The organism is Streptomyces clavuligerus (assembly GCF_005519465.1).
Lineage (GTDB): Bacteria > Actinomycetota > Actinomycetes > Streptomycetales > Streptomycetaceae > Streptomyces > Streptomyces clavuligerus.
Window position 1 is genome coordinate 4,930,169 of sequence record NZ_CP027858.1, and the last position, 26,234, is coordinate 4,956,402.

Here is a 26,234-nt window from a genome sequence, read left to right on the forward strand (position 1 = left end):
CCGTCCGGAACGGATCGGTGTCGGACCCGCCGACGGCGGTATAAAGCTCTGGTGGGCCCGCTCCGGGCCCGGGTGTCCGAACGGTCATGAAGGGAAAGCCAGTTGATACGTTCGGAGGAACGGCATCAGCGACTCCTCGCCGAGGCGCGCCGCCGGGGCCGCGTCGAAGTCACCGCCCTGGCCTCGGACTTCGGAGTCGCGCCGGAGACGATCCGCCGGGACCTGAGCGAGCTCGAACGCCGGGGGCTCGTGCGGCGCACGCACGGCGGTGCGTACCCGGTCGAGAGCGCCGGTTTTGAGACCTCCCTCGCGCAACGCGTCACCATGCACGTCGAGAACAAACGCCGGATCGCCGCCGAGGCCGTGAAACATCTCGGCGGCGCGGAGACGGTCTTCATCGACGAGGGCTACACCCCGCAGCTCCTCGCCGCGCTTCTGCCCACGGACCGTCCGCTGACGGTGGTGACGGCGTCACTCCCGACGGCCGCCGCCGTCGCCGAGTCGGCGAACATCACGGTGCTGCTGCTCGGCGGCCGGGTCCGGGCCCGGACCCTGGCCACCGTGGGCGCGTGGGCCTGCCAGATGCTGGACGGCTTCGTGATCGACCTGGCGTACATCGGTGCCAACGGCATCTCGCGGGAGCACGGGCTCACCACGCCCGACTCGGTGGTGGCCGATGTGAAGGCCAAGGCGATCAAGGTGTCGCGGCGCCGGGTGTTCATGGGGCACCACGGGAAGTTCGGCGCGGGCAGTTTCTGCCGCTTCGCCGATGTCACCGATTTTGAAGCGATCATCACGGACACGGGGCTGTCGAGCGCGGAGGCGCACCGCTACTCCCTGCTCGGCCCGCAGGTCGTCCGGGTGTGATCCGGCCCGGTGCCCCGTCCGGTGGACCGCCGGGGCACCGAGGGCCACCCGGACGCCCACCCGGGACGCCGTCCGGCCGTCCCGCGCTCCCCGGTCCATGGCAGGCGCACGGCCATGGCAGGCGCACGCTCACCACGTCCCCGCCCGCCGCTGCCCGTCCGCCCTCCACCACCCCGCCCATCCATCGACCCGTCCACCCATCCGTTCCGTTCCATTCCGTTCGGCGCCCCGATCGCCGGACGACGCGGGAGGCGCGCCCCCGGATGACACGACCCCGGCTGACACGAGTCCGTACGGCACCGGCCCTGCTCGCCCTGGCCCTGTCGCTGACCGCCTGCACCGGCCCGGCAGGCTTCGGCGGCGGCGCGGGCGGCACCGCCTCCCTCCGGGTCCTCATGGTCAACAACCCGCAGATGGTGGACCTCCAGAAGCTCACCGCCGCCCACTTCACCCACGCCACCGGCATCGAGGTCGACTTCACCGTCCTCCCCGAGAACGACGTCCGCGACAAGATCAGCCAGGACTTCAGCGCCCAGGCGGGCCAGTACGACGTGGCCACCATCAGCAACTACGAGACCCCGATCTACGCACGGAACGGCTGGCTGGCCCCGCTCACCGCCTACGCCACCGCCGACACCGGGTTCGACCAGCGGGACGTCCTGCCCACCGTCCGCCAGTCCCTGACCGCCGACGGGGAGATCTACGCCCAGCCCTTCTACGGCGAGTCCAGCTTCCTCATGTACCGGAAGGACGTCTTCGCCGAACGGAAGCTGACCATGCCCGCCCGCCCCACCTGGACGCAGATCGCGCGGCTCGCCGCAGCGGTGGACGGCGCCCGCCCCGGGATGAAGGGCATCTGCCTGCGCGGCCAGCCCGGCTGGGGCCAGCTCGCCTCCCCGCTGACGACCGTCGTCAACACCATGGGCGGCACCTGGTTCGACAAGGACTGGACCGCCCGCGTCGACAGCCCCGAGTTCACCCGCGCCGTCCGCTTCTACGTCGGCCTCGTCCGCTCCCACGGCGAACCGGGCGCCGCCCAGGCGGGCTACACCGAATGCCTCAACACCATGGAACAGGGCGGAGCGGCCATGTGGTACGACGCCACGTCCGCCGCCGGTTCGCTGGAACGGGAGGGCTCCCCGGTCGCCGGGAGGATCGGCTACGCGCCCGCCCCGGTGGAACGGACGGAAAGCTCCGGCTGGCTCTACACCTGGGCCTGGGGCCTCCAGAAGGAGAGCCGGAACCATGACGCCGCGTGGAAGTTCATCTCCTGGGCCTCCGGCAAGGGGTACGAGAACCTCGTCGGCGAACAGCTCGGCTGGTCCCGGGTACCCGCCGGCAAACGGGCCTCCACCTACACCAACCCCCGCTACACCGCCGCCGCCCGGCCCTTCGCCGAGGCCACCCGCTCCGCGCTGACCCGCGCCGACCCGCTCGACCCCGGCGTGCAGGAACGGCCCGCGCCCGGCATCCAGTTCGTCGGCATCCCCGAGTTCACCGACCTCGGCACCGAGGTCTCCCGGCAGATCAGCGCCGCCATCGCGGGCCGCGTCGACATCGACCGCGCCATCGAACGGGGCCAGTCGCTGGCGGCCGAGGTCGGGGCGGAGTACGCGAAACGATGAACCCCGCGACGAGCCCGACGCGCGCCACAAGAGCGATACGTGCCACAAGAGTGACGCGCCTTATCAGTGACCCGCCGAGGAATAAACCTCCGCGCGGAGAACGAGCCGCCGCCTGGGCCCGCCGGGCACCCCTGCTGCCCGCCCTCGTCCTCCTGGTCGTCGTCACCCAGCTCCCCTTCGTCGGCACCGTGGCGATCTCGTTCATGCGCTGGAACGCGCTCGCCCCCGACGACCGGGGCTTCAGCGGCCTCGACAACTACCGCACCGCCCTCACCGACCCCGACCTGCGCTCCGCCATGCTCACCACGGTGCAGCTCACCGCCTCCGTCGTCCTGGTGAGCCTGCTGTTCGGACTCGGCCTCGCCCTCCTCCTGGACGGCCGGTTCCTCGGCCGGGGCATCGTCCGCACCCTCCTCATCACCCCCTTCCTCGTCGTCCCCGTCGCCGCCGCGCTGCTGTGGAAACACGCCCTCTACAACGCCTCGTACGGACTGATCAACGGCGGTCTCACCGCGCTCTGGCGGCTCTTCGGCAGCGACGACCCGCCCCGGACCGACTGGCTTTCCACCGACCCCCTGACGGCGGTGGCGATCTCCCTCGTCTGGCAGTGGACGCCGTTCATGATGCTGATCCTGCTCGCCGGGCTCCAGAGCCGTGCCTCCGACACCGTCGAGGCCGCCCGCGTCGACGGCGCGGGCCCCTGGCAGATCTTCCGCCATCTGACCCTGCCGCATCTGCGCCGCCATCTGGAGCTGGCGGTCCTCCTCGGCAGCGTCTACGTGGTCCAGAACTTCGACGCCGTCTTCACCCTGACCTCCGGAGGTGTGGGCTCCGCCAACCTCCCCTACAGCGTCTACGACACCTTCTACCAGGCCCACGACTACGGACTCGCCTCCGCGCAGGGCGTCATCGTCCTCGCCTGCTCGCTGGCGGTCGCGAGCCTCGCACTGCGCACCGTCTCGTCCCTGCTCCGTGAGGAGAGGCCATGACGCCCTCAGTGGCCCGCCGCAGCGCCCGGGGCGTGCTCGCCTGGCTCTGCGGTCTGCTCTTCTTCCTCCCGTTCGCGTGGCTGGTCCTCACCTCGTTCCACCACGAGACGGACGCCGCCGCCAACCCGCCCCGGATCGCGGCGGACCTGACCCTCCAGGGCTACCGGGAGTTCTTCGGCGGCGGATGGGAGACGGGCCCCTGGCCCGCCCTCGCCAACTCCCTCGCGGCGAGCCTCGCCGCCACCCTCCTCGTTCTCCTGCTCGCCGTCCCCGCCGCCTACGCGCTCGCCGTGAAGCCCGTACGCCGGACGAAGGACGTCCTCTTCTTCTTCCTCTCCACGAAGATGCTGCCCTCCGTCGCTGCCCTGCTGCCCCTCTACCTCTTCGCCCGCAACGCCCGGCTGCTGGACAACATCTGGCTGCTGATCGTCCTCTACACCGCGATGAACCTGCCGATCGCGGTCTGGATGATGCGCTCCTTCCTCGCCGAGATCCCCCACGAGATCCTGGAGGCAGCCGCCATCGACGGAGCGCGGCTGCCGACCGTCCTCACCCGGATCGTCGCCCCCGTCGCCGCGCCCGGTATCGCCGCCACCGCGCTGATCTCCTTCATCTTCAGTTGGAACGAGCTGCTGCTCGCCCGGGTGCTGACCGGCGTCGTGGCCGGAACCGCGCCGGTCCACCTCACCGGCTTCGTCACCAGCCAGGGACTTTTTCTGGCCAAGGTCTGTGCCGCCGCCGTCATCGTCTCCCTCCCCGTCCTCGCCGCTGGATTCGCTGCCCAGGACAAACTCGTCCAGGGCCTGTCACTCGGAGCCGTCAAGTGAAAGCAGCCGTCATCAGCGCCCCCGGGGTCGTCTCGGTGGAAAGACTCGACGACCCGGCGCCCGGCCCCCGTGAGGTGGTGGTCAAGGTCGCTTCCTGCGGCCTGTGCGGGACCGATCTCCATATCCTTCAGGGCGAGTTCGCGCCATCCCTCCCCATCGTCCCCGGACATGAGTTCGCGGGGACGATTGTCGCCACCGGTACCGCCGTCAGCGAACTCGCCGTCGGTGACCGGGTCGCCGTCGACCCCTGCCTCTACTGCAACGAATGCCACTACTGCCGCCGGGGCCGCAACAACCTCTGCGAGCGGTACGCCGCGATCGGCGTCACCGTCCCCGGCGCCGCCGCCGAGTACGTCGCCGCCCCGGTCGCGAACTGTGTCCGCCTGCCCGAGCACATCGGCCTGGCGGACGCGGCGCTGATCGAGCCGCTGTCCTGCGCCGTACGCGGTTACGACGTCCTGCGCAGCCGACTCGCCGAGAGCGTCCTGATCTACGGCTCCGGAACGATGGGGCTGATCCTTCTGGAACTCGCCAAGCGCACCGGAGCCGTCGCCGTCGACGTCGTCGACATCAATCCCGAACGCCTGGCCACGGCCCGGCAACTCGGCTGCACCTCCGCCGTGGAGACCGCCGAGGCGCTCGAACGGCCCCGGGGCTGGGACGTCGTCATCGACGCGACCGGCAGCGAACGGGCCATCCAGGACGCCATCGGCCGGGTCGGACGCGGCGGAACGTATCTTCAGTTCGGCGTCGCCGACTACGCGGCCCGGACCACGATCGAGCCGTACCGGATCTACCACGAGGAGATCACCATCACCGGGTCGATGGCCGTGCTGCACAGCTACGAACGCGCCGCCGACCTCTTCGCGACGGGCGTCCTCGACCCCTCCGTCTTCATCAGTGACCGGCTGCCGCTGACGGAGTACGCCACCGCCCTCGAACGGTTCAGATCCGGCCAGGGCCGCAAAATCCTGGTCACGCCATGACCCGGCGCCGACCGGTGCCGACCCGGCTCTGATGCGGCCCTGACCTGAGAAGCGGCTGGCAACCCCTGGCAATCCCCTGTGAATACGTTCGCTCTCCAGGAGTTCCGCCGCTCCCTCCGCGAGACTCAAGGCGCCTGGAGGCCACCCGGCCCCGGTACGACCGGACGACAGGGAGACACACATGGGCGGCGGAGGCAGCAGGGACGGAACGGCCGGAACGGAGGGAACGCACGGCAGGGCGGCGGAGGCCGGGCTCTGGCGGCGGGCCCTGCTGCGCGGCGGAGCCGGGGCGGCGGTCGGCGGAACGATCCTGGCCGGAACGGCGAACGCCGCAGGCAGGGGGAGGGGCGCCGGAGCCGTGGCCGGGGGAGCGGACGTCCGTCGGCCGATCCGGCCGATCCCCGTCCCCGCGCAGGCCCCGGCCCGCGAAGGGACCGTGGAGGTCGACGGCGGCGCCCGGCTCGCCTACTGGGACACCGGAGGGGACGGCGCCCCCGTCGTCCTGCTCCACCCCGCCAGTTCGAGCGCCGAGACCTGGCCCTACCAGCAGCCGTTCCTCGCCCGCGCCGGATACCGCGTGATCGGGTACTCGCGGCGCGGCGTCGGCGGCGCCGAACCCGGGGACACGACCCGCCCCGGGACCGGCTCCGGCGATCTCCACACCCTGGCCGACGCCCTCGGACTCGGCCGCTTCCACGCCGTCGGCGTCGCGGCGGGCGGCGGCATCGCCCTCGACCACGCCCTCCAGCACCCGGAACGCCTGCGCTCCCTGACCCTGTCCTGCACCCTCGGCGGCATCCAGGAGCAGGAGTACGAGAATCTCCTGGCCTCCCTCCGCCCGCCCGCCTGGGGCAGTTGGCCCGTGCAGTTCCGGGAGCTGGGACCCGCCTACCGGGCGGCCGACCCGGACGGCACCGCCCGTTGGGCGGAGATCGCCCAACGGGCCGCCACCGGCCGGGTCGGCCAGCCCTACGCCGTCCCCGCCACCTGGGCCCACCTCGAAGCGCTCACCGTGCCCACGCTGCTGATCTGGGGCGACGGCGATCTCTTCACACCACCGCCCGTGCAACGGGTGCTCGCCGGGCACCTCACCCGCGCCCGCGTCAGGACCGCCGTCCTCGACGAGTGCGGACACAACGCCCATTGGGAGCGGTCCGACCTCTTCAACCCCACCCTGCTCGGCTTCCTCCGCAGAAACCCGAGGTAGCCGTTGCGCACGGGGCGTCGACTCAGCCGGCGAGAAACGTTCCATAGTCGTACGTCACTCTCGGCGCCTCACACGGTCTCCCCAGCACCAGATGCATCAGCCGCCGCTCGGGTTCCATCACCACACTCGCCACCGTCGACCCCTGCTCCAGCGCGGTCCGCTCCGGATGCGGATGGCAGCACACCGCCGCCGGGAAGTTCTCGTGATCGGTCAGCACCTCGTGCCACCCGTCGACCGACGGTTCGGGCATCCGCCCCGCCAGCGACAGCGCCCGCTCCCGCCGGAGGAGCGAATCCGGCATGATCTCCGGTCCGTGATCCGTACCCGATGAGCTGAACTCCGCTTCGGCGCAGACGAAGTGATTGCAGTGGACGAGGACCGCCTCCGCACCCGTCCGCCGCCAGCCGAGATCGCCCACGCCACCGGGACGGGCCTCCGCGTCCACTCCCCGGCCCTCGCCCACCAGCAGATAGTTCGCCGACGACGCCCGATCGGCGCCCCGCAGCACCTCCTCGGCCGCCGCCATCGACTCCGACTCCAGCAGCGCCCGCAGCAGCATGTGGTACGGGACTCCCGGCGCGCCCACGTCCAACGAGGTGACCAGCGCATTGGTCACCACGGCGATCCCGGCGGAGTTCATCCCGAACTTCGCGAGCAGCCCCGCCTCGACCACCGACACCCATCGGGGACCCCGCTCCGGCGCGGTCTCCAGCACCACCACCGTGTCGTGCGCGAACGGAATCCAGTCCCAGTTCTGCCCCGCCAGCGGCTCCGGCCCGCGCAGATCGCAGAAGGCCGTGCACTCGGCGGGCGGCCGTATGCCCGTCTCCTCGGCCAGCCGGCGCGCCTTGCCCGAGAACATGATCTCGGTCCGCAGATTCAGCGCCAGGACATCCTCGAAGGACACCCCCGCGCCCTCCGCGATGCCCCGTATCTCCTCCAGGTACTCCGGCCGCCAGCCCGAGAGGACCGGGACGAACTCCCCGGCGAGCGTGGTCGCTTCCGTCCAGCTCATCCCGGCGAACTTGGCGTACACCCGCTCATAGCTGCCCAGTGACATCCGGACCTTGTCCCGCGCGGCGGCCCCGTACCGCGCCCCGCGCTCGCGCGGACCGCCTTCAGCCCTGATGACCAGCGGTGCCGTAGCCATGATGCGCTCTCCTCGCTCTTGGTTCCTCGGGTCCGATCAGCGGGAGAGTACGCGGCCGGTCTCTTTTCCGACGTGCGTACGATGCTCTATTCCGAGCTACCGAAGAAATTCCCGGGTTTGCGATACGGAAGGAACGGTGCACCAGGTACACGTTCCTTCCCTGCCCCAGTCCCGGGACAGCACCGTGACCAAACGCATTCCCCGGCCGTTCTCGTCCTCGGGCCCGGCACAGCGCACCGCAGGGGTTCCGGCCGCCGGGTTGGAATGGTCGTCCACTTCGATACGAATAAAGCCGATCGGATCGCACTCCAGCCGAAAGGTGACGCACTTACCATTTCCGTGCGTCAGCGCATTGGTGGCGATTTCACTCACGAGGAGCTGAACGGTGTCAATGACGTCGCCGTCCAGTACACCGCTGAGATTCAGCAGGTCCGCGCTGAGCGCGCGGAGCCGGGAAACACATTTCGGATCAGGGCGGAACGATACCTCCGCCCGCTGAATACCCGGCTGCGGCGGAACGGCTACGGCGACTGTGTCGAGTCGCTGCGGGCGGCAACGGTCCATGACCGAAAAGCAGTTGGCGGCGGCGTCAGGGTTGGCTGACATGCGAGTCCTTTTGATGGGTGTCTCGTTGGACCGGTGGGGGTGGAGTGCGGTGATCGAATGAAGATCCGCAACACTCGCACACAGCGTTGGATTCGCTGCGGTCCGTGAGAATCTGACCTCAGAGTGGCACCGGAACCGCTACTCTGGGGACCCACTTCAAGGGGGTTCTGAAAACAAGTTTCTGCGTGAACTCCTTCTGTTTCGAGGAACGTTCACGGCAGAGCAGAACCTCCCGCTGTGGCGCAGAACGTTTCTTGCACGGGCGGAACCTTCGCCGACACACTGGACAACAAGTGCAGGAAGGACAGCAGATGATCACGGACATCGAGTCGGCTACGCCCGCTCTGTGCCGTCTGCACCTGGGAACCGAGTTAAGGCAGCTACGCCAGGCCGCCGGGCTCAAGGCCAACCAGGTCGTCCGACGGCTGATCTGGAGCCCGTCCAAGCTGACGAGGCTGGAGACCGGCGAGAACGCCACGGTCGAGCCGTCGGACGTCATCGCGCTCTGTGACATGTACGGCGCGGACCCGGAGAAGCGGGCGCTGCTCACGTCCTACGCCGTCGTCACGAAGACCAAGCGCGACTGGTGGCAGAGCCCTGAGCATCGGCCAGCCATAAGCCCCACGTTCAAGGCGTATCTGGGGCTGGAGGCGACTGCCACCTCGATGTACAACTACGAGGCGGAATTCGTCCCGGGCTTGCTCCAGACCGACGCGTACGTCCGCACGCTGCATCAGTTGATGTTCAAGGGACACGACGACGAGGAGATCGAGCGTCGTGTCGCCGTGCGCATGACCCGGCAGGAGGTGCTGCGCCGTGCCGAGTTGCCCCTGCGCTTCACAGCTGTCATCAACGAGGCGGTGCTCCGCCGTCAGGTAGGTGGCCCTGCGGTGATGCGGGCGCAGTTGGAGCACATCGCTGAGGTCGCCTCATCGCTGCCCTCGGTTCGGGTGCAGGTGATTCCCTTCCGGAGTGGCGCACATGCCTGCATGGATGGCGCTTTCACTCTGCTGCGCTTCCGCGACGGGGACTCCCTCAAGCCGATCGTCTACCTGGAGGGGCTGGTGGACGCGTCGGTGATCCGCAGCGTTGCGGAGGTGGGTCACCACGAGGAAGCGTTCGCGGACCTACAGGCCGATGCCTTGGGGGCGAAGGAGTCCCTGGGTGTGATCAGAGAAGCGATGAAGGAGCTGTGACCCGAATGAACCATGAACTGCTTGCCGGAGCCCGTTGGTTCACCTCCAGCTACAGCAATGGTCAAGGCGGGCAGTGTGTTGAGGTGGCCCGATTGGAGGGAGTGAGCTGGTTCACGTCTACTTACAGCAACAACCAGGGCGGGCAGTGCGTCGAGGTCGCCCACATGAAGGAGGCCGACTGGTTCACGTCCACCTACAGCAACGACCAGGGCGGGCAGTGCGTCGAGGCCGCCGTCCTCCCCGGGGCGATAGCCGTCCGTGACTCCAAGAACCCCGACGGCCCCGCCTTCGTCTTCGAGGGGCCCGCGTGGACGGGCTTCGTCGACTCGCTCAAGGCGGGTGCCCTGTAGGGACCGAGTCCGGACCCTTCTCGTTGCCGGGCCGCTCCGTCGCCGTGACGGGGCGGCCCGAGGCCGTTTGGCCCGGGGTGTGAACCCCGCCGCGCCGTGGCGCGTGTAAGGGGGCAAGGGCGGGCCTCAGGGGCGCGACTGATGCGGAGTCAGATGGCCCGCCCTTACCTCGGCGGAAAATGTTGGGCGACGGCACAGAACCGGACACGCGCCGAACCCGAGGAATCCGGTCGAATCCCCCATAGCGGTACCCCTCGGGGGAAGTGCAGGGAAGCATTCCGTACACGCGGGCTGTCGGCGTGAATCGCACGCCCGCCTCGACGGTGTACCCCGTGGCTCGCTCGTGGGATGCGTGTCACGGCCGATGGCCCCCGGGCGGTTCCGGTACCGGAATGGCGTGAAGCGGACGCCGCCGAAGTGAACATGGCATGGCGGGCGGTCACTCTGGGTTATGTCTGATGGTGTGTCAAGGGGGCGTTGGTCAGCCGACGCGGCCTGGAGTGGCACCCGGCTCCCTCCAGGGGATCTTCACGTGACGGGCGCTTGTGACGGCGATCCGGTCGTTGTCCGGAATCTGGAGGGGGTGTCGGGGGCATCTCTGGCGATCTTCGCATATGTCGCCGACGTGTTTCGCGCGCAAGTTCGGGCAAGGGGCAGTTCGCGCCATGGCCCCAGGTGTCGACGAGAACGCGCGGAGTGCGGCTTGAAGCCGCGCTGTACGGGTGGGTCGCTCAGGTCGAGTATCCCTAGCACGCCAGTTGGCGGGCCCATGACTGCCGCATTGTCCATGGGGCTGTCCGAGGCGTGACCGAGGGCCCGGACACCGAACGGGCCCCAGATCCTCGGAGGATTTGTGAAGATCCACAAGGTCTCCCTGTCCCAGCGCGCTCGTATGGTTGCCGTCGTGGCCGGTCTGGTCACGGTCTCGGCGCTCATCGCTCCCACCGCGGTGGCCGCCGAATCCGCGCCGAAGCCCGGCGCGGCCCAGCTCGCCCAGGTCAGTGACGCTGTTCTCGACGCCGATATCAGCGGCACCGCCTGGTACACGGACGCGAAGTCCGGCAAGGTCGTCGTCACCGCGGACTCGACGGTCTCCGCCGCCGAGATCGACAGGATCAAGAAGCAGGCGGGGGCGGAGTCCGGGGCGCTGAAGATCAATCGGACCCCGGGTACCTTCAGCAAGATGATCGCGGGCGGCGAGGCCATCTACACGGCCGGAGCCCGGTGCACCCTCGGCTTCAACGTGGTGCGGGCGGGCGTCTTCTACGCGCTCACCGCCGGGCACTGCACCAACATAGGCCCGTCGTGGACCACGGCGGTCGGGCCGCTCGGCAACCGCTTCGCCTCGGTGTTCCCGGGCTCCGACCACGGGGTGATCCAGCACGCGATCCCCGCCAACGCGGACGGCCGGGTGTACCTCCACAACGGCACCTACCGTGACATGGTCAACGCGAGCACCCCGCTCATCGGCCAGTTCGTGGAGCGCAGCGGCAGCACCACCGGCTACCACACCGGCCGGGTGACGGGCCTGAACGCCACGGTCAACTACGGCGGCGGCCAGCTTGTCTACGGTCTGATCCAGACCAACGTCTGTGGCCAGCCCGGTGACAGCGGCGGTCCGCTCTTCAGCGGGAACACCGCCCACGGTCTGCTCTCCGGTGGCAGTGGCAACTGCACGGTCGGCGGTACCACCTTCTACGAGCCGGTGCTGAGGCCGCTCACCCAGTACGGCCTGACCATCTTCTGAGGTCCGCGCGACCCATGGTTCTGACGCCGGTGGCCCCCGTTCCGCGGAACGGGGGCCACCGGTCCGTTGTGCCGGGTGTGAGGCGGGGGCTCAGGCGGCGCAGTGGGTCCGTATGGTCTCGGCGACCAGGTCGGGGACGCGCAGGGACGGCAGATGGTCCACGCCGGGCAGCCGGACGAGACGGCAGCCGGGGACGCGCTCGGCGATGGCCTCGTCGCACTCGATGATCTCGGGGTCGTCCAGATCGCCGACGAGGAGCACCGACGGGGCGGTGATCTCGCCGAGGCGGTCGAAGACCGGCGGGTCCTCCTGCTCGTACACGCTCTCGTTGATCCAGGACTTGGCGGCCGAGCGCATCAGCTCCACCACGACGGGGTCCGCTCCGGCGCGCGCCGACTCCCGCAGTCCGTACTCGGTCAGCCCGGCGACATCGCTCGCGTGGATCAGATCGTCGTACTCGGTGTCCTCGGACCAGGGGAAGCCGCCGACGGCGGGGCACAGCAGTACCAGTGACCGGACCCGCTCCGGCGCCTCCACCGCGAGGGTGAGGGCCGCCCCGCCGCCCATGCTGCACCCGACGAGCGCGGCACGGTCGAGACCGAAGTGGTCCAGTACGGCGACGAGATCGGGAAGGAGGGAGTACGGCCCGGTCGGGGAGGGGGAGCGGCCGTAGCCCCGGACGTCGTACCGGATCACCCGGTGGTCGGGGACGAGCCGCTCCACCACGTGGTCCCAGATCCGGGAGTCGCCGACTCCGGGGTGAAGAAGGACGACCGGGGGACCGTCGCCCCCGGTGTCCTCGGCCCAGAGGGTGTCGCCGCCCGAGACCGGAATCGTGTGCTGTGCGTGATGCATGAGGGGAATGCTGCGGGCTGGGGAACAGATGTGGCAAGTACTTTCGTACGTGCTTTCCGCAACGTCCCTTCCGAAGCCCGGAAGGGGAAGGGAGCGGAGGTCAGGCCGCCGCGGCCGGCGCGGCCACCACCTCCGCCCGGTCCTCGCGAAGGCGGCTGCTGTGGTCGTCGGGCCGGGTGCGGAGTCGGGGTACGGCGTCCCAGATGGGGTCGAGCGTGGAGTGCTGGTCCATACGGCTCAGAGTGCCACGGCGACACCCCCCGGCGGCAGGGGGTCGGCCAGGATCACTCGAACTGGTGATCCCACGATGTCTGAACGGTTACCCCCGCCCGATGTAGGGCATGTTCGTGGCCATGACGGTCACGAAGGGGATGTTCGCCTCCAGCGGCAGCTCCGCCATGTGGAGCACCGTCCGCGCGACGTCGGCCACGTCCATGACCGGCTCGGCGGCGACGGTGCCGTCGGCCTGCGGGACTCCGGCCTCCATACGGCGGGTCATATCGGTGGCCGCGTTGCCGATGTCGATCTGACCACAGGCGATACCGAAGGCGCGGCCGTCCAGCGACAGGGACTTGGTCAGCCCGGTGACGGCGTGCTTCGTCGCGGTGTACGGGGCCGAGTGCGGGCGCGGCACATGGGCCGAGATTGACCCGTTGTTGATGATCCGCCCGCCCTGCGGCGACTGACGCCTCATCACACGGAACGCGGCCTGGGCGCAGAGGAACGTCCCGGTGAGGTTGGTGTCGACGACCCGGCGCCACTGCTCCGGCGCGATCTCCTCGAAGGGGACACCGGGCGGCCCGGACACCCCCGCGTTGTTGAAGAGCAGATCGACCCGGCCGAAGTCCCGGCAGGCGGCGGCGAAGAGCGCGTCCACCTCCGCCGCCGAGGTCACATCCGTGGGGACCGCCAGGACCCGGCCCCGGCCCTCCGCCGCCGGGGTGGGGCCCGCCGTCGGGGCCGCCGCCTCCGCCAGGGCGGCCGTCTCCGCCAGCGGGCCGGGCCTGCGTCCCGCCGCGACGACGGACCAGCCCGCGCCCACCAGGGCCAGGGCCACGCTCCGGCCGATACCGGAGCCCGCGCCGGTCACGACGGCGACCTTCGGGGGAACGGAGGAAGCGGCGGCAGGGGCGGCAGCAGTGAACGAGCTGGAAGGGGTGGAAGCGATGGAAGGAGCGGACGGGGTGGAAACAGGGGGAGGGCTCGGGGAATCCATGGGGCCGCAGCGTAGACCTGAGCCCACCGGGGCGAAGGTGCGCGTTTCCGTACAGGGACGTCATCCCACCGCCATGTCAATGTCGTGTACTCGACAAGTCCTGGTCGTCCGCCACCTCTCCCATGCAGAGGACACCTGTCTCACGGGAGAGGGGAAGAGGACCATGTACCAGCTCCACACACCCGAACTCCGCGTCGCGGCCCGCCGTATCGCCCGCCGTATCGACAGTGCCGCCCCCCAGGGCAGCCCCGGAAGACGCAGACTTCTGCGCTCCGCCGTCCCCGCCGCCATGGCCGTGCTCGCCTTCGGGACCGGGCTGCCCCGCTCCACCGCCCACGCCGCCACCGCGCCCGGCGGCGGACACCTCCCCGACGACCCCTTCACCCTCGGCGTGGCCTCCGGCGACCCCGGCCCCGCGAGCGTCCTGCTGTGGACGAGGCTCGCGCCCCGCCCCTATGAACCGGGCAGCGGGATGCCCCGGGTGCCCATCTCCGTGGGCTGGGAGATCGCCCACGACGAGCGGTTCCGCCGGGTCGCCCGGCGCGGCACCGCCGTCGCCCACCCCGAGCTGGACCACAGCCTCCATATCGAGGCGCACGGCCTGGACCACGACCGCGTCCACTACTACCGCTTCCGCGCCGGGCCCTGGATCAGCCCCACCGGGCGCACCCGCACCGCCCCCGCCCGTACCGCCCGCATCCGTGAGCTGAGACTCGCGGCCGTCTCCTGCCAGGCGTACCACGAGGGGTACTACACCGCCCACCGGCACCTCGCCGGTGAAGACCTCGACGTCGTCTTCCACCTGGGCGACTACCTCTACGAGTACCCCGTCGACGCCGCCGGGGGAGCCCGCGCCTACACCGACCGCACCCTGCCCGCCCACTTCAACCGCGAGACAGTCACCCTGGAGGACTACCGGCTGCGCTACGGGCTCTACCGCTCCGACCCCGATCTCCAGGCCGCGCACGCCGCCCATGCCTTCGTCCTCACCTGGGACGACCACGAGACCGAGAACAACTACGCGGGCGGCACCCCGGAGGACGGAGGACCGACCGACGAGTTCCTGCTGCGGCGGGCCGCCGCCTACCGCGCCTACTGGGAGAACCAGCCGCTGCGCCCGCCCCAGCGGCCCGACGGCCCGGACATGCGGCTGTACCGAAGACTCCGCTTCGGCCGGCTGGCCCAGTTCGACGTGCTCGACACCCGCCAGTACCGCTCGGACCAGCTCTACGGGGACGGCTGGCAGCGTCCGGGGCCGGAACTGGAGGACCCCGCCCGCACCATGACCGGCGCCCCTCAGGAACGGTGGCTGCTGGACGGCTGGCGGCAGTCGGCCGCACTCTGGAACGTCGTACCGCAACAGGTCGTCCTGGCCCGGCGGCGGGACGCGCCCGTCGACGCTTACCGGCTCTCCATGGACGCCTGGGACGGCTGTCCGGCCGCGCGGCGCCGGTTCCTCGCGGGCGCGGAGGCGGCCGGGGTGCGCAATCTCATGGTGCTCACCGGGGACGTGCATGTCTCCTACGGCTTCGACCTCAAGGAGGACTGGGACGACCCCGACTCCCGGACCGTCGGCACGGAGATCGCCGCCACCTCCATCAGCAGCGGGCGCAACGGCGCCGACCGGCCCGCCAACCACGCCGACCTCACCGCCGCCAACCCGCACATCCGGCTCCTCCACGGCCGCCGGGGCTACGCCCGGATCACCCTGGGCGAGAGACAGGCCCGCGTGGACTACCGGGCCGTCGCCGCCGTCACCGTGCCCGGAGCACCTGTGACCACGGCCGCCTCACTGGTGACAGAGGAGGGGAACCCCGGCTTCCACCCCGCGTAAAGGGGCTCGCGGAGCGCTCCGGGCGACTGAGAGGATTCGGCCAAGGATTCGATAAAGGATTCAACGACTGGAGAACCGATGGGTGGCGGCGGCGGAGCCGACGGAGCCGAACAGACAGGCACGACCAGCATGAAGACCAACACGCCGACCAGTGCGACCGACCCGTCCGGTACGGCCGGCGCGACCGGAGGGACCGGCCCCGCCGGCGCCCCGGGCGGCACCGGCCGGACCGTCCCGGGACAGCGCCCCGGCACGCGCCGGGGCACCGGACCCGCCGCCCCGGCCGTCGCACCGGCCACGGCCCGGCGGGCCGGGCTGCTCGTCACCCTTGTCCTCGGCGGGCTCACCGCGCTCCCGCCGCTCTCCATGGACATGTACCTCCCGGCGCTTCCCGCCGTCACCGAATCCCTCTCCGCCCCCGCCGCCACCCTTCAGCTCACCCTCACGGCCTGCCTCCTCGGCATGGCCCTGGGACAGCTCGTCGTCGGACCCATGAGCGACCGGTGGGGACGCCGCCGCCCGCTGCTCGCCGGGATGGCGGTCTACGTCGTCGCCACCGCCCTGTGCGCGCTGGCCCCCTCCGCCGGGCTGCTCATCGGCTTCCGGCTGCTCCAGGGCCTCGCGGGCGCGGCGGGCATCGTCATCGCCCGCGCCGTCGTACGCGATCTGTACGAGGGCGAGGAGATGGCCCGTTTCTTCTCCACGCTCATGCTGATATCCGGTGTCGCGCCGGTGATCGCGCCCGTGATCGGGGCGCAGGTGTTGCGGTTCACCGACTGGCGAGGGATCTTCGCCGTGCTCGCCGTCGTCGGGGTGCTGCTGACCCTGGTGGTGGTGCGCTGGCTGCCGGAGACCCTGCCGGCGGAACAGCGGCACGGCGGAGGGGTCGGCACGGCGCTGCGCACGATGCGCGGGCTGCTCGCGGACCGGACCTTCACCGGGTACGTCCTCGTCGGCGGGTTCGCGTTCGCCGCGCTGTTCGCGTACATATCGGCGTCGCCGTTCGTGGTGCAGGACATCTACGGCGCGTCCGCGCAGACGTTCAGCCTGCTCTTCGCGGTCAACTCGATCGGGCTGACCGCCGTCGCCCAGCTCAACGGGCGGGTGCTGGTCGGCCGGGTGGACCTGGACACCGCGCTCGCCGTCGGGCTCGCGGTCCTCACACTGTCCGCGCTCGCGCTGCTGCTGATGACCGCCGGGGTCTTCGGGGAGCCCGGTCTGTTCGGGGTCTCCGCCGGGCTCTTCGCCCTGATGGCCTCCCTCGGCCTGGTGTCCCCGAACATCACCGCCCGCGCGCTGGGCCGCGCCCCGCACGCGGCCGGGACCGCGTCGGCGCTGATGGGGACGGCGTCCTTCCTGACCGGGGCGCTGGCGGCGCCCCTCGTCGGCATAGCGGGGGAGAAGACGGCCGTACCGATGGCGGTGGTGCAGCTCGGGTGCGGGCTGGCGGCGGTCGGATGTCTGCTGGTGCTGTGCCGTCCCTGGGGCCGGGGTGCCGGGGCGCGGCAGCCGTAACGGGCGGGCGGGTACCGGTTTGCGGCCTGGTACCCGCTGCTTGCCGCTGCCGCTGCCGCTGCCGCCGCTGCCGCGTGCTGGCCGGTGCCCGGTGCCCGGCGTGTGCTGCCCGCCGCCTGGTGCCCGCTGTGCGCCGGGTGGCCTGCTGCTTGCCGTCTGCCGTCTGCCGTCTGCCGTCTGTCGCCCGTTGTCTGCCGCGTGCCGCCCGCCGGTGCCGTCTGTCGTCCGGTGCCTGGCCCGCCGCGCGGCGCGTGCCCCGCTGCCGGGCCCGGGGCGGGCTCAGCGGGGCGTGCGGGGGAACGCCGTCATACGGACGTTGTCGGCGGAGTCCGTCCAGGTCAGCAGGGCGAGACCGGCGGCCTCCGCCGCCGGGAGCCGCAGCTGGGGCGGGAGCGGGCGGGGGCCGGAGCCCTGCGGGAGGGCGAGTTCGACGGGGGAGCCGCCGCCCGCGAGGGCGTCCACCGGGCCCCGCGCGTTGACCGCGCCGTACGCCGTGCCGGTGTCGGTGACCGTGGTCAGCACCAGGGGCGGGGCGCCGTCGGACTGGTCGAAGCAGTAGCCCTTCTTCCGCCGGAGGTCGAAGGCGAGATGCCCGGCGACGAGATGGCCGCCGCCGGGGGCGAGCGCCGCCCGGGGGTGCTCGCCGGGTTCGATCTCCGGGCGGTGGCAGCGCGTGCTCGCCAGCACCCGGCCGGTCCGGGTGTCGTGCACCGCCCAGATCTCATGGGTCCGGGCGTCCGGCCGTCCCGGCGCCGGGCGCCACTTCGCCAGCAGATGCCCGGGGGCCACGGCGGCCGCGACCCCGGAGGAGGGCGCGGCGCCGGGCGGGGCCACCCGGGCGCTGTACCAGCCGCCCCGTACCCAGAAGCCGGACTCGCCGCCCACCAGCAGGCCCCGCGCGGTGAGCCCGCGCACCTCGGTCAGTCTGCGGCAGCCCGCGCAGCCCCGGGGGTAGCCGAGCGCCTTCCCCCGGATCTCCGACACCTCACCGGAGGCCGGGTCCACGACCGCGCTGCGGGTGCCGCCGTCGGTGACCAGGACCCCGGGGCCGTCGCCGGAGACGGCGGGGGCGTCGGGCCAGGGCAGTTCGACCTGCCGGTGACGGCCGTCGGCGGCGGCGTACAGCTCCAGGACGACGCCGGTTCCCCCGGGACCGGCACGGTCGGCGTCACCGAAGGGGTTGGTGCGGCCGAAGGACCAGACGGCGAAGTACTCCCGTCCCTCCTTGGCGACGGGGAGCAGCCGGGGATAGGGGACGGCGGCCTCCCCGGCGGTGCCGTCCGCTGCGTCGCTGTCCGCCGTCGCGCCGGGGTCCCCGGCGGCGCCCACCGGGCGGAGGACCGCGCCGGTCCAGCTCGTCCGCCCGGTGGCCAGATCACGTGCGCGCACCCGGAACCGGTCGCCGTCGCCGCCGGGCACCCGTTCCAGATGGGCGATCCGGCCGGTGGACGGGGCGAGCGCGTACTCAAGGGAGACGGCGCCGGTCTCCCAGCGGTGCGCGGCGGCGTAGCCGGGCGGCGGCGTCGGCCGCGCGAGCGGCCCGGCCTCCCGCCGGTCGCCGTGGGTCCGCGCCGGGTCGCGGCTCTCGCCCCCGCCGCTGTTCCCCTTGCCGCCGAGGGACAGCAGAAGCACCAGCGCCAGGACGACGACCCCGGCCACCAGGACCATGCGCAGGACGCGCCGCAGTGTCATGGCCCCCCTCGGCCCTCGTCGGTCGCCGCCCCCGGCGATACGGACTTCCGGCGATACGGATGAGGGGCCACCCGCCGCACCCGGACCATCCCTCACCTTCCGTGTGCGCCCCCCTCGGCAGCGTAGCAATGACCTTGACTGCAGAGGCACTTCACACCGGTCCCGCACCTCCGGAAGCGCGGGAGCCCGGAAGCCGGAAGCCCGGACGTCCAGAAGCCTGGACGTCCAGAAGCCCGGCAGCCCGGGTGCTCCGCCCCGGGCCGGTGCCGGTACGTCTTCGCTCCGGCGGCTCCGGCAGGTCCCGTGGGTCCGGTGGGTCCGGTGCCGGGACGTCTTCCGGCCGGGTCGCGGGGTCGGCGTCCGTACTCCCGCACTTCCACACTTTCGTACTTCCGTGGCCCGGTCCGGTTTCGGGGCGTGGCGGTTCATGCCGGTTCGTCGGCCTTCGGGGGGTCGGGAAAGGGGAGGCGGGTCATGCCCTCGGGGTGCGGGGGAAGGGTGTGCCCGATTCGCCCGGGTCGGGTGCCTAGAATCAGTCGGTGTCCTCCACCCTTTCCGCCGCCGAAACACTGCGCGCCGCTCTCGCCGGACTGCTCGACGGGCTGCCGCCCACCCAGGCGGCGCAGGCCGTCGAGCGGCTGATCGCGAACTATCGGGGGACGACCCCGACCGACGCGCCCGTGCTGCGGGACCGTTCCGATGTCGCCGCGTACGCCGCCTACCGGATGCCCGCGACGTTCGAGGCGGTGCGGGCCGCGCTCGGGGAGCTGCGGGAGGCCGCGCCCGGGTGGGTTCCCGCGACGCACACCGACATCGGCGGCGGGACGGGCGCCGCGAGCTGGGCCGTGGCCGAGGCGTGGGAGGACGAGTCCACCGGGCAGGGGCCCGTGCCGCAGACCGCCGTGCTCGACTGGGCGCAGCCCGCGCTCGCGCTGGGACAGGAGCTGGCCCGGGCGTCCGGCGTGCCCGCGCTGCGCGCCGCCCGCTGGGAGCGCGCCCGGATCAGCGCGTCGATCAGCATCGAGGACACCGATCTGGTGACGGTGTCCTATGTGCTCAAGGAGCTGACCGAGGGCGACCGTGCCGCCGTCGTCGCCGAGGCCGCCCGCGCCGCGCGGGCCGTCGTGATCGTCGAGCCCGGCACCCCCGACGGCTACGCACGGATCATCGCCGCCCGCGATCAGCTCATCGCCGCCGGGATGACCGTCGCCGCGCCCTGCCCGCACAGCTCCGCGTGCCCCATCGTCCCCGGTTCGGACTGGTGCCACTTCTCGGCCCGGGTCAGCCGTTCCTCGCTGCACCGGCAGGTCAAGGGCGGTTCGTTGCCGTACGAGGACGAGAAGTTCAGCTATGTGGCCGCGACCCGCTTCCCCGTGACGCCCGCGACGGACCGGGTCACCCGCAAGCCCCAGATCCGCAAGGGCCTGGTCCTCCTCGACCTCTGCTCGGCGGACGAGACCCTCTCCCGCACCACCGTGACCAAGCGCCAGGGTCCGCTGTACAAGGCCGCCCGCGACGCCGAGTGGGGCGACCCCTGGCCCCTGCCCACCGACTGACCCCGACAGACACCGACTGACCTGACTGACACCGACTGACCCCGACAGATACCGCCGGACACCGGGCCCGTGGGGAGAGCCTTTCCGGGGACGCGCCGGGCGGAGGGGCGGCCCCCGCCCGGCGCGCCCGGCTCACCGCCGCAGTTCCTGTGTGCAGCACTTCACGCTGCCGCCCCCCTTCAGCAGCTCGCCGAGATCCACACCGATCGGCTCGTACCCCCGTTCCCGCAGCGGCCCGTACAGCCCTACCGCCGCCGGGGGCAGCAGCACATGGCGGCCGTCGCTCACCGCGTTCAGGCCGAAGGCCGCCGCGTCCGCCTCGCGGGCGATCAGGGCGCCGGGGAAGATCCGGCGCAGGGCGGCGCGGCTGCCGGGGGAGAAGGCGTCCGGGTAGTACATGATCTCGTCCGCCGCGTCGTCGAGGACGCACAGCGCCGTGTCGAGGTGGTAGTAGCGCGGGTCCACCAGATCGAGGCCGATCACCGGCCGTCCGAAGAACTCCTGAGCCTCCCCGTGCGAGAGCGGGCTGGAGCGGAAGCCCCGCCCGGCCAGCACCCAGGAGGCGGTGACGGCGAAGTCGCCCTCGCCCTCGTTGATGTGGGAGGGCTCGTGGATCGTGGCCCAGCCGTTCGTCCGGAACCAGTCGAGATGGGCGGCGGCCTCGCCCGCGCGTTCCCGGTGGGCGAAACGGGCGAGGAGTACCCTGCCGTCGACCACGGTCGCGCCGTTCGCGGCGAAGACCATGTCGGGCAGGTCCGAACGGGGTTCGAGCAGCTCGACGGTGTGGCCGAGCGCGCGGTAACGGTTCCGCAGATCCTTCCACTGGTTCATGGCCAGGGGCAGATCGACGGGTTTCGCCGGGTCCATCCATGGGTTGATGGAGTACGTCACTCCGAAGTGCGTGGGTGGGCACATCAGATAGTGACGCGGCGACGAGTCACGGAGCGATGAGCGCAATGAGGGCTCCCCTCACTTACGACTGCGACGACTGCGACAGCGGGCACGCGGTCTGCGTGCGTGGAGTCATGGTGGGGCCCGCCGGGACGGGGGCACCTCACGGAACGGCGGCGACATCGCAACGGTTCACCCCGTGATGACCCGGGGCGCCGGGGAGGGCTCCGGTGGTCCGCCACGGGCCCGGCCGACCTGGTCGCCGCCGTTCCGCCGCCGCCCGAATAGAGACGATACGTCTCGGTTTCCGCATTGCTAGATTGACTGGTGTGAACGACACCAGATCCCCCGATTCCCGCCGCCGCAGCGAGCGGTCCCGCCGGGCCATCCACGAGGCCGCGCTCGCGCTCGTCACCGAGATCGGCTACGGCCGCACCACCATCGAGGGCATCGCCTCCCGCGCCGGGGTCGGCAAGCAGACGATCTACCGCTGGTGGCCCTCGAAGGCCGCCGTGCTGATGGAGGCGTTCCTCGACCTGGCCGAGCAGACGGCGGAGGGCGTCCCCGAGGGTGCGGAGCCGGAGATCCCCGACACCGGTGACCTCGCCGCCGATCTCCGGCTGGTGCTGCGCGCCACCGTCGACGAGATGAACAACCCGGTCTTCGACGCGCCCGCCCGCGCCCTGGCCGCCGAGGGGGTCATCGACGCCGGGCTCGGCGCGCAGTTCGTCGAGAAGCTGCTCGAACCGCAGCTCCAGCTCTATGTGCGGCGGCTGCGCGCCGCCGAGGAGGCCGGTGACATCCGCCCCGGGCTCGACCACCGCACGGCCCTCGAACTCCTCGTCGGCCCGATCACCCACCGCTGGCTGCTGCGCACCCTGCCGCTGACGCACGCATACGCGGACACACTCGTCGACTACGCCCTGTACGGCCTCGCGCCCCGCGACTGACCTCGGGCGGGACGAATGGAAACGGGACGGAGGAGAACGGGACGAATGGGACCGGACCGGATCGGGGCCGGATCGGGGCCGGATCGGGGCCGGAATCGGGAACGGCTTGAACCGGCGCCGGGCCGGAACCGTAGGAGGGGCGTACCCACAGGTGGCGCGCCAGGGGCGTACCGGGGGCGTACGGGGACACGGAGCCCCGGCCCCGGCCCCCGGCCGGGCCACGCCGTCCACCCCCCGGTGGGGAAGGGTGGACGCCCACGGCGCAGGATGGTGGGACGATGGTAGGGACCACGTGGGGCGAGCGTGAGCTGTGAGGGGATAGATGGGCGACGGTAAAAGCCGGTACATCGGCTCCGAGGACAGACCGGCCTGGGAGCTGCGCCTGCCCCGATGGCTGCGCAGACGCCCCAAGGACACCGCTGCCGACGACTCCCGTCGCGAACAGATGCTGCTCGCCGTCGCCGAGGCCGGAATGCCGCTGGCGCCCGCCGCGTACCCCGTGGCGTACCGGTGTTCCTGTGAGCGGATCGGCTGTCCGATCCCGGGCCGGCACCCCGTCTCCTTCGCCTGGCAGACCCAGTCCACGACCGACCGCGCACAGATTCTGCGCTGGGCCGGCACCCAGCCGCAGGCCAACTTCATCACCGCGACGGGCATGGTCCACGATGTGCTCGACGTGCCGCTGGAGGCGGGGCGGGAGGCGCTGGAGCGGCTGCTCGACCAGGGGGTCGAGATCGGCCCGGTCGCCGAGTCCACCGGGGAGGGCGAGGAGGGCCGGGTGCTCTTCTTCACCGCGACCCGGGGCACGCCCGAGGACGAGGACGAATGGTGGCCCTGTGAGCTGGACTGCCGTCCGGAGACCATGGACGAGCACCCCGGGCTGCGCTGGCACTGCCGGGGCAGCTATGTGCTCGTACCGCCCGCGCGGCTGCCCGGGGACCACGGTGTGCACTGGGTACGGGGCCCCGAGCACCCGCTGCCCGACCCGCTGACCCTGCTGGAGACGCTGACGGACGCCTGCGCCCGGTACGCGGGCGAGGTCCGGGCCGGTGAGTACGCCGAGTACGCCGAGGACGGTGAGTACGCGGCCCACGGGGAGTACGCCGAGTACGCTCCGGGAGCCGACGGCGGCGGAGGTTCCGGGAGCGGTGCCTACGCCGGAAAGGCCGCGCAGGGCGGCGCCCGGCCCATGGGGCGTCGCTGAATCGGCGGATGGCCAAAGGCACGGATGTACGAGCCGGGGTCAGCCGCTTTCGGTAGGGCCCGGTCGACACCGGAGGAGTGCGGAACGGATCACGGGTGCCAGGGCGAGCGCGAGCGCGGCCAGCAGCCCCAGTGACCAGAGGGCGAACGGGAGCGCCGCCGGAGCCGTCGGCGGGCCGAGGACACCGGTGACGACCGTCCCGTACAGGCGGTCCGGCGGCAGCACCGGACCGAGGTCGAACACGGGCGCGGCGCCCATGCCGGTGCCGAGCAGCCCCGCGTCCTGGAGCGCCGCCGCGCCCCGGGCGAGCAGACCCGCCGCGAGGACGGCGAGCGCGGCCCCCGCCACGCGGGGGAAGACCGCAGGCGGCAGCCGCCGCAGCCCCATCAGGAACAGCCCGCAGAGCCCGACGGCCGTGCCGAGCCCCAGCAGCGTCAGCACCAGCGGCAGCGCCGAGCCCGCCGGGTCGGCCGCCGAGCGCACCGCCGACCAGAAGTAGAGCGCGGGCTCCGGGCCCTGCTGCCCCACGGCCAGCAGCGCCCCGGCGCCGAGCAGCCCGGGGGCGGACGGCACCGCCCCCGCCCGCCCCGTCCGGAACGCGGTCCACAGCAGCACCGCCCCGGCGGCCGATGACAGGGCGCCGGTGAGCGCCTGCCGCGCCGTGGGGGTCGGGCCCGCCGACGCGAACTCCAGGAGCAGTGCGACGAGGAGGGCGACCGCCGCCGCCACCGCCGCGCCCCGCGACACCGGGTGGACCGCCCCGGGCCCCGGCCGAGGGCCCCGGGCCGCCGCGAGCGCGGTGAGCAGGGCGAGCACCGTCCCCGCCACGAGCCCCTGATACAGCCCGAAGAGGTAGTTGTCGAACACCTCGTGGAACCCCCGCCCCCGTGGTCACCCGTCCGGCACACCGCCGGACGACCGGCCGCCGGACGGCCGGGCCACGATCAGACCACGCGGGCGGGGGGTTCGCGACGGGGCTCCCGGCGGGCCGGAGTGTCCGGCCCGCCGGAACGGCCGGTGCCGTCACGGCCGGCGGAAGGTGCGGGGTGTACGAGGTGTGCGGCGCGGCAGGATCACCGGCGCGCCCGAGCGGGGGTGCGGGAAGACCTCGACGGGCTGCCGGTAGACCCGGCTCAGCAACGCGTCCCCCAGAACATCGGCGGGGTCGCCGTCGGCGGCGATCCGCCCCTCGTGCAGAACGGCGACCCGGTCCGCGTAGGCGGCGGCCAGCCCCAGATCGTGCAGGACGACCACCACCCCGTCCCCCGCCGCCGCGCGCTCGCGGCAGACCCGCAGCACGAGTTCCTGGTGGCGCAGGTCCAGCGCGGCGGTCGGCTCGTCGAGCAGCAGCAGCGGGGTGCGCTGGGCCAGCACCCGGGCCAGCGCGACCCGGGCGCGCTCCCCGCCGGAGAGGGCGGAGAAGGGACGGTCGGCGAACGGGGCCGTCCCGGTCGCGGCCAGCGCCTCGGCGACGGCCGCTTCGTCCTCGTCCTCCCGTTCGGTCCCCGCCCAGGGCGCTCGTCCCATCCGGACGACCTCCGCCACCGGGAAGGGGAAGGAGAGGACGGCGGTCTGCGGCAGCACGGCCCGGCGCAGGGCGAGTTCGGCGGGGGTCCACGCACCGGCCGCGCGGCCCGCGATCCGTACCGAGCCCCGGTGGGCGGGCAGATCGCCGGAGAGCGCGCCGAAGAGGGTCGACTTCCCGGCGCCGTTGGGGCCGACGAGCGCCAGGATCTCGCCCGCGCGGGCGGTCAGATCGATCCCCGTCAGCACCGCACGGCCGCCGAGGCGGACCTGGAGCCCGGTCGCGCCCGCCAGCTCGGCGCCGGGCGCGGGCCGCTCGGGCAGGGTGCGGCGGCGGATGCCGAGAAGGGTCCGGACGAGGGCGTTCATGCCCAACCACCTTGTTTGCGACGGGTCCTGCGCAGCAGCCAGAAGAAGAACGGGCTGCCGATGAGCGCGGTGAGCACTCCGAGGGGCAGCTCCGCCGGTTCCGCGACGGTCCGGGCGAGCAGATCGCCCGCCGCGAGCACCAGCGCGCCGCCGAGCGCGGAACCGGGGACGAGGAAGCGGTGGCCCGGCCCGTTCACCAGCCGGAGCAGATGCGGCACCAGCAGTCCGACGAAGGTGATGACGCCCGCGACGGCGACCGCCGCCGCCGTGAGCAGCGCCACCACCAGGATGAGGACGATCCGCATCCGTTCCACGTCCACACCGAGATGGCGGGCGGGGCGCTCCCCGAGGGAGAGCAGATCCAGCCTGCGGGCGTAGCACGGGGCGATCAGCAGGCCGATCGCCGTGCAGGGCAGTACCGCGAGCACCTTGGGCCAGGTCGCCTGGGAGAGCGAACCGAGCTGCCAGAAGGTGATCTGTGTGATCTGCGCGTTGTCGGCGAAGAAGATGAAGAGTCCGATCAGGGCGCCGCCGAAGGCGTTGACCGCGATTCCGGTGAGGATCAGGGTGACGATCTCGCTGCGGCCGTCCGAGCGGGAGAGGGCGTAGACGAGGCCGACGGTCACCAGTCCGGCGGCGAAGGCGCAGACCGTCACGGTCCAGTTGCCGAGGAAGGTCAGCCCGAGCGCGATGGACGCGACCGCGCCCACGGCGGCTCCGGCGGAGATGCCGATGATCCCGGGCTCGGCGAGCGGATTGCCGAAGACGCCCTGCATCAGGGCCCCGGCGCAGCCGAGGGACGCCCCGATGAGGAGGGCGAGGACGACGCGCGGCAGCCGGACGTTCCACAGGACGCTCTCGCCGACACGGTCCAGCGGGGTGCCGCCGAGGCCCAGGCGGTGCCGGGCGGAGGCGACGACATCGCCGAGCGGGATGTCGTACGCGCCGTGTCCGGCGGAGACGAGCGTGACGGCGGCGAGCGCCACGAGGAGCCCGGCGGTGAGCAGGAACGCGGTGGTGCGACCCGTGACCCGCGCGCGTGCCGGTGCCGGGGACGGTGACGGCATCGGTTCCGGTG

Annotated in this window: 24 protein-coding genes and 1 pseudogene; 15 read left to right on the forward strand and 10 right to left on the reverse strand. The window is 72.1% G+C overall.

Annotation, left to right across the window (positions count from 1 at the left end; translation table 11 throughout):
- The first annotated feature begins 105 nt into the window (after positions 1-105).
- From CRV15_RS20765 to CRV15_RS20790, 6 genes are all read left to right on the forward strand, one after another.
- Positions 106-867: a DeoR/GlpR family DNA-binding transcription regulator gene (locus CRV15_RS20765; RefSeq protein WP_029182905.1), complete on the forward strand. Its 762-nt coding sequence runs from the start codon at positions 106-108 to the stop codon at positions 865-867.
- Between the two features lie 263 nt (positions 868-1,130).
- Positions 1,131-2,492, forward strand: a complete 1,362-nt coding sequence (locus CRV15_RS20770; protein ID WP_003957249.1) for an ABC transporter substrate-binding protein — start codon at positions 1,131-1,133, stop codon at positions 2,490-2,492.
- Positions 2,489-3,481 (forward strand): carbohydrate ABC transporter permease, encoded by a 993-nt coding sequence (locus CRV15_RS20775; RefSeq protein ID WP_003960308.1) that lies wholly within the window; start codon positions 2,489-2,491, stop codon positions 3,479-3,481. Before CRV15_RS20770 ends, CRV15_RS20775 begins: the two co-directional genes overlap by 4 nt.
- On the forward strand, positions 3,478-4,308 hold the full coding sequence (locus tag CRV15_RS20780; RefSeq protein WP_003957247.1) for a carbohydrate ABC transporter permease: 831 nt from the start codon (positions 3,478-3,480) through the stop codon (positions 4,306-4,308). The genes CRV15_RS20775 and CRV15_RS20780 overlap by 4 nt, the downstream gene beginning before the upstream one ends.
- Positions 4,305-5,294 (forward strand): zinc-dependent alcohol dehydrogenase family protein, encoded by a 990-nt coding sequence (locus CRV15_RS20785; protein ID WP_003957246.1) that lies wholly within the window; start codon positions 4,305-4,307, stop codon positions 5,292-5,294. Before CRV15_RS20780 ends, CRV15_RS20785 begins: the two co-directional genes overlap by 4 nt.
- A 181-nt stretch (positions 5,295-5,475) precedes the next feature.
- Positions 5,476-6,501 carry an alpha/beta fold hydrolase gene (locus CRV15_RS20790; RefSeq protein ID WP_003960307.1) on the forward strand — a complete coding sequence of 342 codons (1,026 nt, stop codon included), beginning with the start codon at positions 5,476-5,478 and terminating at the stop codon, positions 6,499-6,501.
- Between the two features lie 22 nt (positions 6,502-6,523).
- Here the strand turns inward: CRV15_RS20790 and CRV15_RS20795 are convergent, their stop codons facing one another.
- Positions 6,524-7,651 carry a C45 family autoproteolytic acyltransferase/hydrolase gene (locus tag CRV15_RS20795; RefSeq protein WP_003957244.1) on the reverse strand — a complete coding sequence of 376 codons (1,128 nt, stop codon included), beginning with the start codon at positions 7,649-7,651 and terminating at the stop codon, positions 6,524-6,526.
- Between the two features lie 96 nt (positions 7,652-7,747).
- Positions 7,748-8,257, reverse strand: coding sequence for an ATP-binding protein (locus CRV15_RS20800; RefSeq protein WP_003960306.1), 510 nt, complete (start codon positions 8,255-8,257; stop codon positions 7,748-7,750).
- 311 nt (positions 8,258-8,568) lie between these two features.
- Here CRV15_RS20800 and CRV15_RS20805 point away from each other — a divergent pair, with 311 nt between their 5' ends.
- The 4 genes and pseudogenes from CRV15_RS20805 (at position 8,569) to CRV15_RS20815 (ending at position 11,550) form a co-directional block, all read left to right on the forward strand.
- Positions 8,569-9,453 carry a helix-turn-helix domain-containing protein gene (locus CRV15_RS20805; protein WP_003960305.1) on the forward strand — a complete coding sequence of 295 codons (885 nt, stop codon included), beginning with the start codon at positions 8,569-8,571 and terminating at the stop codon, positions 9,451-9,453.
- A 5-nt stretch (positions 9,454-9,458) separates the two neighbouring features.
- A pseudogene (locus CRV15_RS37715) lies at positions 9,459-9,617 on the forward strand (DUF397 domain-containing protein); the annotation flags it as partial.
- Positions 9,618-9,803, forward strand: coding sequence for a DUF397 domain-containing protein (locus CRV15_RS37720; protein ID WP_230864104.1), 186 nt, complete (start codon positions 9,618-9,620; stop codon positions 9,801-9,803).
- Positions 9,804-10,695: 892 nt separating this feature from the next.
- Positions 10,696-11,550, forward strand: a complete 855-nt coding sequence (locus CRV15_RS20815) for a S1 family peptidase (protein ID WP_231629172.1) — start codon at positions 10,696-10,698, stop codon at positions 11,548-11,550.
- 90 nt (positions 11,551-11,640) lie between these two features.
- Here CRV15_RS20815 and CRV15_RS20820 read toward each other — a convergent pair whose 3' ends face one another.
- The 3 genes from CRV15_RS20820 to CRV15_RS20825 form a co-directional block, all read right to left on the reverse strand.
- Positions 11,641-12,405 (reverse strand): alpha/beta fold hydrolase, encoded by a 765-nt coding sequence (locus CRV15_RS20820; protein WP_003957237.1) that lies wholly within the window; start codon positions 12,403-12,405, stop codon positions 11,641-11,643.
- A gap of 100 nt (positions 12,406-12,505) precedes the next feature.
- Positions 12,506-12,637, reverse strand: coding sequence for a hypothetical protein (locus CRV15_RS37460; RefSeq protein WP_003957236.1), 132 nt, complete (start codon positions 12,635-12,637; stop codon positions 12,506-12,508).
- 87 nt (positions 12,638-12,724) lie between these two features.
- Positions 12,725-13,495, reverse strand: coding sequence for an SDR family oxidoreductase (locus tag CRV15_RS20825; protein ID WP_003957235.1), 771 nt, complete (start codon positions 13,493-13,495; stop codon positions 12,725-12,727).
- 289 nt (positions 13,496-13,784) lie between these two features.
- Between CRV15_RS20825 and CRV15_RS20830 the strand changes: the two genes are divergently transcribed.
- Together CRV15_RS20830 and CRV15_RS20835 are read left to right on the forward strand one after the other, a co-directional pair.
- Positions 13,785-15,455: an alkaline phosphatase D family protein gene (locus CRV15_RS20830; protein ID WP_003957234.1), complete on the forward strand. Its 1,671-nt coding sequence runs from the start codon at positions 13,785-13,787 to the stop codon at positions 15,453-15,455.
- Between the two features lie 129 nt (positions 15,456-15,584).
- Positions 15,585-16,970 (forward strand): multidrug effflux MFS transporter, encoded by a 1,386-nt coding sequence (locus tag CRV15_RS20835; protein WP_372461429.1) that lies wholly within the window; start codon positions 15,585-15,587, stop codon positions 16,968-16,970.
- Positions 16,971-17,249: 279 nt separating this feature from the next.
- Here CRV15_RS20835 and CRV15_RS20840 read toward each other — a convergent pair whose 3' ends face one another.
- Positions 17,250-18,662: a hypothetical protein gene (locus tag CRV15_RS20840; RefSeq protein ID WP_003960302.1), complete on the reverse strand. Its 1,413-nt coding sequence runs from the start codon at positions 18,660-18,662 to the stop codon at positions 17,250-17,252.
- A 539-nt stretch (positions 18,663-19,201) separates the two neighbouring features.
- On the opposite strand from CRV15_RS20840, the gene CRV15_RS20845 reads away from it, so the two are divergent.
- Positions 19,202-20,218 carry a small ribosomal subunit Rsm22 family protein gene (locus CRV15_RS20845; protein ID WP_003960301.1) on the forward strand — a complete coding sequence of 339 codons (1,017 nt, stop codon included), beginning with the start codon at positions 19,202-19,204 and terminating at the stop codon, positions 20,216-20,218.
- 132 nt (positions 20,219-20,350) lie between these two features.
- Here CRV15_RS20845 and ddaH read toward each other — a convergent pair whose 3' ends face one another.
- Positions 20,351-21,175: a dimethylargininase gene (gene ddaH / locus CRV15_RS20850; RefSeq protein WP_003960300.1), complete on the reverse strand. Its 825-nt coding sequence runs from the start codon at positions 21,173-21,175 to the stop codon at positions 20,351-20,353.
- Positions 21,176-21,438: 263 nt separating this feature from the next.
- On the opposite strand from ddaH, the gene CRV15_RS20855 reads away from it, so the two are divergent.
- Both CRV15_RS20855 and CRV15_RS20860 read left to right on the forward strand, forming a co-directional pair.
- Positions 21,439-22,059, forward strand: coding sequence for a TetR/AcrR family transcriptional regulator (locus CRV15_RS20855; RefSeq protein WP_009996035.1), 621 nt, complete (start codon positions 21,439-21,441; stop codon positions 22,057-22,059).
- Positions 22,060-22,381: 322 nt separating this feature from the next.
- Entirely contained in the window at positions 22,382-23,263 is an 882-nt protein-coding gene (locus CRV15_RS20860) for a bifunctional DNA primase/polymerase (protein ID WP_009996033.1), read from the forward strand.
- Positions 23,264-23,302: 39 nt separating this feature from the next.
- Here the strand turns inward: CRV15_RS20860 and CRV15_RS20865 are convergent, their stop codons facing one another.
- The 3 genes from CRV15_RS20865 to CRV15_RS20875 form a co-directional block, all read right to left on the reverse strand.
- Positions 23,303-24,130 (reverse strand): hypothetical protein, encoded by an 828-nt coding sequence (locus CRV15_RS20865; RefSeq protein ID WP_003960297.1) that lies wholly within the window; start codon positions 24,128-24,130, stop codon positions 23,303-23,305.
- A 156-nt stretch (positions 24,131-24,286) separates the two neighbouring features.
- Entirely contained in the window at positions 24,287-25,156 is an 870-nt protein-coding gene (locus tag CRV15_RS20870; RefSeq protein WP_003960296.1) for a heme ABC transporter ATP-binding protein, read from the reverse strand.
- Complete coding sequence (locus CRV15_RS20875) at positions 25,153-26,223, reverse strand: FecCD family ABC transporter permease (RefSeq protein WP_003960295.1); 1,071 nt, start codon at positions 26,221-26,223, stop codon at positions 25,153-25,155. The genes CRV15_RS20870 and CRV15_RS20875 overlap by 4 nt, the downstream gene beginning before the upstream one ends.
- Between the last annotated feature and the right edge of the window lie 11 nt (positions 26,224-26,234).